At 58.5% G+C, this 7,480-nt stretch carries 7 protein-coding genes; 5 read left to right on the top strand and 2 right to left on the bottom strand.

Annotated elements, in window-relative coordinates; all coding sequences use genetic code 11:
• Positions 1-139: 139 nt before the first annotated feature.
• Together DW037_RS10090 and DW037_RS10095 are read right to left on the bottom strand one after the other, a co-directional pair.
• Positions 140-880, bottom strand: a complete 741-nt coding sequence (locus tag DW037_RS10090) for an ATP-binding cassette domain-containing protein (RefSeq protein ID WP_158571993.1) — start codon at positions 878-880, stop codon at positions 140-142.
• A 5-nt stretch (positions 881-885) separates the two neighbouring features.
• Positions 886-3,108: a hypothetical protein gene (locus DW037_RS10095; RefSeq protein ID WP_118373248.1), complete on the bottom strand. Its 2,223-nt coding sequence runs from the start codon at positions 3,106-3,108 to the stop codon at positions 886-888.
• A gap of 552 nt (positions 3,109-3,660) precedes the next feature.
• Between DW037_RS10095 and DW037_RS10105 the strand changes: the two genes are divergently transcribed.
• From DW037_RS10105 to DW037_RS10130, 5 genes are all read left to right on the top strand, one after another.
• On the top strand, positions 3,661-4,173 hold the full coding sequence (locus DW037_RS10105) for a DUF2975 domain-containing protein (protein WP_006235293.1): 513 nt from the start codon (positions 3,661-3,663) through the stop codon (positions 4,171-4,173).
• Positions 4,174-4,182: 9 nt separating this feature from the next.
• Positions 4,183-4,434 carry a helix-turn-helix transcriptional regulator gene (locus tag DW037_RS10110; RefSeq protein ID WP_006235292.1) on the top strand — a complete coding sequence of 84 codons (252 nt, stop codon included), beginning with the start codon at positions 4,183-4,185 and terminating at the stop codon, positions 4,432-4,434.
• Positions 4,435-4,452: 18 nt separating this feature from the next.
• Positions 4,453-5,160 (top strand): site-specific integrase, encoded by a 708-nt coding sequence (locus DW037_RS10115; protein WP_255413696.1) that lies wholly within the window; start codon positions 4,453-4,455, stop codon positions 5,158-5,160.
• Between the two features lie 395 nt (positions 5,161-5,555).
• Complete coding sequence (locus DW037_RS10125) at positions 5,556-5,843, top strand: ACT domain-containing protein (protein WP_006235289.1); 288 nt, start codon at positions 5,556-5,558, stop codon at positions 5,841-5,843.
• Between the two features lie 77 nt (positions 5,844-5,920).
• Complete coding sequence (locus DW037_RS10130; protein WP_118373251.1) at positions 5,921-7,339, top strand: citrate synthase; 1,419 nt, start codon at positions 5,921-5,923, stop codon at positions 7,337-7,339.
• Positions 7,340-7,480: the final 141 nt, after the last annotated feature.

The raw sequence follows: 7,480 nt of genomic DNA on the forward strand, positions 1-7,480 counted from the left end.
ATTTCCCAAAGCATCGTTAGATTAATAATGACAGGCCGGATGAAGATGCGTGCGATGGGGGCGAGGCGAATGGCTGAGCGGTATCGATATGCGTGTTCAACGGTATTATATTGACCACATAGATTTTTAACTTGCATTTCTACCCGCCCTTTTCGTAGAGTCGCCGATACGTGCTTAGCGCACCCTCGGCGCGTCCGGCAGGCTTTGCGAAATGGGATCCAGGAGACTTCGGCGCAGCATCATCTTGCGGAATGCTTCTAATGAGCCTCCCATCCTTCAAAAACAGAATCTCATCGCACAGCCTATCGACCGAATCCAAGATGTGGGATGACATGATGATGCACGTACCAGAATCGGCCAGCTTCCTGAGAATCTCGGAATGCAAGTCCACCCTGCTGGGGTCGAGCGCGTTCATGGGCTCATCTAATAGAAGGTACCGCGCGCCCGTCGCATACGCAATCGCCAGGGTAAGCTGCTGCTTCATGCCCTGGCTCAGAGTGCGGATCCTCATCTTCGCGAACTCGCCTATCTGCGTTTGTTCCACTATCTCTTCGATATCGCGAGCATGCGGCCACATATCGCAAACAATCTTGAGGTGATCTTCCGCACGCAATCCGGGATACAGCAGCGTCCCCTCACCAGGTGCATAGAAGATCATAGAACGGACCTCTCTCGCACCCGTACCCTGCACCTCATCCAGAACGATGCTCCCGTCCACGCGAGGACCCGGCAAACCTGCCATCGCACGCAGCAACGTCGTCTTTCCATGCCCGTTCGGAGCGACGAGACCGTAGACCGTACCCGGGGCAAACTCAGCGTTCACCGAATCTACGAGCACCTTCTTTCCATAAGAGATCGTCAGCGTTTGAAGGTCAATCATCGAGATCATCCCCTTTCGATCTTTGGAACACTCAGGCGCACCATCAACGGAGATACGGCGCCCAAGACCACCAGCAGAGCGCCCGATGCGCCGACGACCTCTCCAAAAGGCATCGCGTTCGTCCCTCGCCCAAGGAACCCAATCGTCCCCACCTGGGAAGCGGGATCAAACGAGGCGAATGGAGCCAGCAGCGCGACGCCCATGCCCACGCTTTCAACATGAGCGCTCAACGAACCCAACACCAAGAGAACCGCGCAAACCATTCCGGTGACAACGGGGTTGCGGCTAATCGCTGCTGTCAACGCAGCGACGACGGAAATCACGCCGTATGCCATGACCAGCAACGGAATACTGCACAACACCGCCTCCCCCACCATGGACGTTGTCGAAGCTCCCGCCCGAATGAGAGCGACGGGATACTCCGATCCACCCGCACCGTTCTTAATCACGGACACAACGACAGCGGGAACCATCGACACCAAAAGCAGCACCAAGCCAAGCAGGAGAGCCAGCGCAACAGCCGTCAGAAAACGCACATGCGCTGTTGCGGGGATCTGGAGAACCAGAAGGGAACGACACTGCAGGTGGGTGCACGCGAGCGATGTGACAACCACGGGCAACAGCAAAAATAAGGAGGGAAGCGCTGCCTGGAGATACGAAAGGAGGATTAATGGGGGCATCTTCGTACTTAACTCGTAAACCTTGGGGTCCGGCAAGCTCGCGATCGACTCAAGCAGAAGGGCGCGCGCCTCCGCACGAGAAGGAGTCTCCGGCTCGATTCCGATCGATTGCAGGAGAGTCGCATCTGCCGCGCCCAGCTCACCTCGAGCGCGCTCGTACGTCGCAAGGCTTCGAAACCCCTCCGCAGGCATAGGCGCGTACACGAAACCCGAAAGAGCATCCCGCATGTCTTCCAGGGCCGCTTTGCCCTCGACGTCCATATTCGCAGCGTTCTGCTCTAGATACCGATCTATTGAACGGAGCTCCCCATCCCTATACCGAACAGCGGAAACGTTATCAGCGTCAGGAAACATCTCGACCAGAGCCGGGGCCAGCATCGTCGTCGACATTGCAATCGCGCATACGGCGAGGGTAGGAGAACGCAGGAGCAGTTTCCCCATCGTTCTTACGTATGCAACGGTGGAGGCACAAGCGCTCGAACGAGTTGCCGTTCTCGATGCAGTGAAGGAACCTCTCTCAAGACAAATCGGGGATATCGGGCACGCGCAGCCGCTCTTTCCAGCAACGCAAAGCAGGCTAATTGCCAGCACCTCGATCCCGATTGCGCATACGAGGGCAATCGCGCCACGCTCGAAGCAAAGTCCAGGCAGATTCACTATCTGCGTTGTCGGGTACGGGCTATAGGCGCCGACGGTCAACTCAGTGTTCGCATACGTAAGGGGATTCAACAGGGCGAACTCACGTAAAGCGATGGATCTTCCGTAATACCCGGGAACCATCGTCACCCCCATCAGGGCACATACGAACACGATTCCAAGCGTAGGGTTATTGGCAATCTTCACGGCAAGGTGAACGACAAGCGAGATGAACGCTGCCACCAAGAATTGCAAGATGGCCGTCTGCGCGAACACCAGCCAAGCCGGTTTGATAACCGGAGTCGCATATTGAATGTAGCCCATCGGATAGAACGGCGAGCCCGGGCCATTCTTCACAAGCGCGGCGATTATCCCTGGAAGATTGATGGCGAGGACGGCAAGCATTGCAAAAACACTCGCCCATACGCTCGATGCAACAAGTCTACCCAGCTCGCCCATCGGTGCCTGGATGATGAGCTTTTCACGTTTGTTAAGACGCGCGGCAAGGAACGAGACGGCAACGGCCGTTGCGACCCATAGCAAGTACTCCTTCGATCCGTCATAATAGGTGTACTCTCCATCCGATATCTGCAGAAACGGAAGTAGGGGAGAGAGCGGTGCCAAGATAAGACGTCCCGCGGCAAGAGGGTACAGAAGCGCGGGCATGCTTGATGAAGAGGTATAGACACCGTCCTCCCCCGCATTCACAAGCGCATCCGCATAGGATGCTGACAATTCCTGCTCAACACGAGTTATTCCCGACTCGAGGTATTCGACCCGTCCGTCGATGCCAGCCGCGCTCCTGAAGACGGGCAGAGCACAAAGAACCATCAACGCAACAACGACAACACAGAGCGACCTGGAGGAGAGAAGCGACCTAAAGATCGCCTTCGAGATTTTGAGCATATTCATCGCCAACCTTAACCTCATCCAGTCGGAACAGAGGGGCCGAACAAAATGCTCGGCCCTTCCTCGCATCTAGTAGGTGCTATAGACAAATTGCCATTTATCAGTTGTGCCAAGAACACCACAGGAGCACATTGCAGCGAGGCGGGATTCCCTATGATGCGCGGATCGGCGATAGCCATTTCGGTAGGAGATCGTCTTGTAAGAGATGTTGAACATCGAGATGCTGTGCCCGCTTACGCCGCGAGGACAGCTGTAGCTCCAGTAGGTATCGACGACGTCGTCCGTATACCCGAGGGGCTCAACGAGGGCACACTGGCTGCTCTCCTGGGAAGGAGGCATCGGGGTATCCGCAAAAGCGGGGGCTCCCGGCAGCAACAGACAAAGAGCGAGGCCGAGGAAAACCAAGAGCTTACACGACTTAACAGTACTGAACATAATCCTCTCCAATCTAGAGGGGTTTCGGTTGCAGCATGCTGTGATTACTTGCCGGCAAAGTCAATTTAACATAAACTGTTAAAAAGTAACCTGAGTTTTTTAAATTCTTCGGAGGTTATTATGAGTTCCGACAATCGCACTCCCCGGCTTCATTCCTTCCGCATCGCATGTGCGATAGCCTCTGCGACCCTTTGCGCCACCGCCATCGCACAAGTGGCGTTCTCCTTAAAGCCAGCAATCGAAGTGCTCGACAACCCTGTAATTGCAGACTCCCCCGCGTATCCAGCCCTTGCGATCTCGACATTGGTCCCTGCCGTCATCGGTATCGCTACGACCATCCTCAGCGCCGTTCTCGTGTGGACGATCAAGAGCGGAGACCCCTTCAAGAAAGGGTCTGCGACATGCTTGAAGGTGCTCGGCATTCTCTTCGTTGTTCAAGCTGCCACCAGCCTCTACGCCGGCTCACTCAAAACCTCCGTTTCGATGTTTGGCGGCGAGGGGGCCGTCGGCGCCCAAGAGATCGCTTCATCATTCGATTGGACCTCTCTGGTTCTCGGCATCGTCCTGTTCATGCTTTCCCAGCTCTTCTTGTACGCCCGAGAGCTGTACCTCGACTCCGACGAGATTGCGTAAGGAAACGCCATGCCCGTAATTGTTCGCCTCGACAAGATCATGGCCGAGCGAAAGATTTCCTCGAACGAACTTGCCGAAAGGATTGGAACCACGCCCGTGAACCTGTCCCGTATTAAAAAAGGGCATATTCGCGGCATTCGCTTCAACACACTCGAGCAGCTATGCCTCGCCCTTCGTTGCCAACCCGGAGACCTTCTCGAAGTCATGAGCGAAGAGGATGCCCGAAAGGAGTTCGGACTCGATTGGTCCGCCGAGGATTAGAGGGCGGTCGTACTCGCCCTGCACACGGGGATGCGAATCGGCGAGGTCTGCGGCCTTCGGTGGTGCGATGTGGATTTCGAGACGGGCCTGATCTCGATCAGACACTCGGTGGCGTACGCGAAGGGAATGGGTTCGTTCATCAAGGACACCAAGACCCATGACGCCAGGGGTATCCCCATCGACCCGGTCGGCCTACTCCCCTTCCTGAAGGAGACCCACGAGATCGACTGCGGAAAGCTGCGCTTGCGCGGCCTTACCGGGGCGGTCGAGATCGGGGACTGCTACATCCTGTCGGAGCCGGGCGCGACCTTCGCGACGACAAGCTATATCCGCAGGGCGTTCAAGACGTTCTCGGAGACCAACGGCCTCATGGGCACCAACGACGAGCTGATCACGTTCCACGGCCTTCGCCACACGTTCGCAACGCAGTGGATCCGCCAAGGCGGCGATATCAAGGCGCTCCAATCGATCCTCGGCCACAAGGACGCCATGGCGACGTTCAACGTCTACGCCGACATCGAGCCCATCTCCAAAATCCATAACATGCTGCGCGCCACGCCGTGCCTTTGGCGCGGGCACCTCGGGCCGAGGGTCGATCCGGGTCCCATGTTCCAACAGAGGATCCAGGAGTCCATCGAGACGCTCCAGGCGTTCGGCTACGGCATCACCGAGCCGGACGACCGAAATATCGCCATACGCGACGTGAAGACGAACAGTTGGCTCTAGCTCACCGAGTACGCGGCAGTGCTGGGCCCATCCCAACTGAGGTCACGGTGGTCCGATAGGGGCGCCGCCCGCGGCATGCGCCGCGGAGCGGTATCCCCTACCGAAGGGCGGGGATGCCCTCCGCTTCCAGTTCGGAATCAGCCGTCGGAGGCGTTCGGCTGACTGCGGGAACGGCCTGTCCGCTCAATGTGTTCGGCTGAGATCGGAAATCAACCCAACACGAGCCGGACACGCGCCAGACGGCTCTTCCCCGTACGGCCTTCCCCCTTACGCTCATGTTGCAGGCATGTAACGCCGCAGCGAGCGCGCCTTTTTTGCGCCAGACAGGTACAATGATGAACACTGTACCGTAGCGGAGCGCCCTCGCGCGCCGCAACCACGCGAAAGGGTTTCCCATGGCCGAGATCTCGTCCTCCCGTATCGTCATCACCGTCCTTGGCAAGAACCGCCCCGGCATCGTCGCCGGCGTCACCCGCGTTCTGGGCGAGGCCAACGTCGACATCCGCGACATTACGCAGTCCATTATCGAGGACATCTTCACCATGACCATGCTGGCCGATACCGCCGAGTCCAAGCTCGACTTCGCTGAGCTGCAGAAGGCCCTGGCCGAGGCCGGCGAGCTTTCGGGCGTCAACGTGTCCATCCAGCGCGAGGACGTCTTCAACTTTATGTACCGCCTGTAGCGAGCAAGCCGCTGGGGATAGCCTGACGCGCGCATGCCCATGCAAGTCACCCCGATGCGGCCCGGAGAGGAGCGCGCATGGCCTACGACGCCAAGAAAATCTATTACCGCTTCGATGACCACTTGAGCCGCCTGGTTCTGGATTACGAAGCAAGCCGCCAGATTTCGCCTGAGAGCGAAAACCTCTACCACGGCCTGCCGACCGACCCTTATGACGAGGGCCTGTTCGTAGAGCACAACGTCAAGCGCGGCCTGCGCAATGCCGACGGCTCGGGCGTGGTCGCGGGCCTTACCCGCATCTCGGACGTGCACGGCTACAACAAGGTCGACGGCAAAGTCGTGCCTGACCAGGGCACGCTCACGCTGCGCGGCTATAGCATCGAGGATCTGGTCAACAATGCCCAGGCCGAGAATCGCTACGGCTACGAGGAAGTCGCCTATCTGCTTATCACGGGTTCGCTGCCCAACAAGGAAGAGCTCGACGGCTTTTGCGAGCGCCTGGGCGCCTTTAGACATCTGAGCGACGAGTACGTCAAAGAGTTCCCTATGACCACGGTGTCGTCGAGCATCATGAACGTGCTCCAGCGCGCCGTGCTGCTGCTCTATGCCTTCGATGCCGAGCCCGATGTAATCACACCCGAGCACGAGATCGACGTTGCCATTTCCATGCTGGCACGTCTGCCCCGCATCGCCGCCTTTGCGCACATGGCATCGATCGCAAAGTGCCACGGTTCGGAGATGCACGTGCCGCACCCCACGCCCGGTCTCTCCACCGCCGAGACCATTCTGCAGGTCCTGCGCGGCGGCATGGCGTTCACCCGCGACGAGGCCATGCTGCTCGACGTGATGCTCATGCTCCACGCCGAGCACGGCGGCGGCAACAACTCCACCTTCGCCTGCCGCGTGCTGTCGTCTTCGGCCACCGACCCGTATTCCGCCTACGCCGCGGCTATCGGCTCGCTCAAGGGCCCGCGTCACGGCGGTGCCAACGCCAAGGTCGTATCCATGCACGAGGACATTCGCGCGCATGTTTCCAACTGGGAAGACGATGACGAGGTCGCTGCATATCTGAGCAAGATTCTCGACAAGCAGGCCTTTGACGGCACGGGGCTCATCTACGGCATGGGACACGCCGTCTACACGCTCAGCGACCCGCGCGCCGAGGTCTGCCGCCACTACGCACGTTCGCTCGCCGCCAAGAAAGATCTGGGCGAGGAATTCGCGCTGATCGAGCGCATCGAGCGCCTGGCGCCCCAGGTCATGCGCGACCACGGCATGACCAAGCCTATCTGCGCCAATATTGACCTGTACACGGGCTTTATCTACAAGATGCTCGGCGTACCCGAGACGCTCTTTACGCCGATGTTCGCCGTGGCCCGCATGGCAGGCTGGTCGGCACACCGCATGGAAGAGCTCTTCTGCGCACACCGTATTATTCGCCCGGCATACCGTCCGGTAATCGAGCCACTGGAGTACAAGCCACTCGCCGACCGTTAGGACGCGCACCGTTATAGAACACGAGCGTGGCCAGGGTATCACCGCCCTCGGCCACGCTTTTTATGCCAGCAGAAAGGGCTGCATCGAATGATTGTTTTTGGCTCTTCGGTGGTTTCTGTGGGAGAGATTCCGGCATAGGCC

Origin of the sequence: Collinsella sp. AF39-11AT, assembly GCF_003474585.1 — a bacterium.
Classification (GTDB): domain Bacteria; phylum Actinomycetota; class Coriobacteriia; order Coriobacteriales; family Coriobacteriaceae; genus Collinsella.

What these genes read in the sequence shown, in the direction of transcription:
- DW037_RS10090 (WP_158571993.1), bottom strand. Translation starts at nt 880, where the DNA reads ATGATTGACCTTCAAACGCTGACGATCTCTTATGGAAAGAAGGTGCTC.
- DW037_RS10095 (WP_118373248.1), bottom strand. Translation starts at nt 3,108, where the DNA reads ATGAATATGCTCAAAATCTCGAAGGCGATCTTTAGGTCGCTTCTCTCC.
- DW037_RS10105 (WP_006235293.1), top strand. Translation starts at nt 3,661, where the DNA reads ATGAGTTCCGACAATCGCACTCCCCGGCTTCATTCCTTCCGCATCGCA.
- DW037_RS10110 (WP_006235292.1), top strand. Translation starts at nt 4,183, where the DNA reads ATGCCCGTAATTGTTCGCCTCGACAAGATCATGGCCGAGCGAAAGATT.
- DW037_RS10125 (WP_006235289.1), top strand. Translation starts at nt 5,556, where the DNA reads ATGGCCGAGATCTCGTCCTCCCGTATCGTCATCACCGTCCTTGGCAAG.
- DW037_RS10130 (WP_118373251.1), top strand. Translation starts at nt 5,921, where the DNA reads ATGGCCTACGACGCCAAGAAAATCTATTACCGCTTCGATGACCACTTG.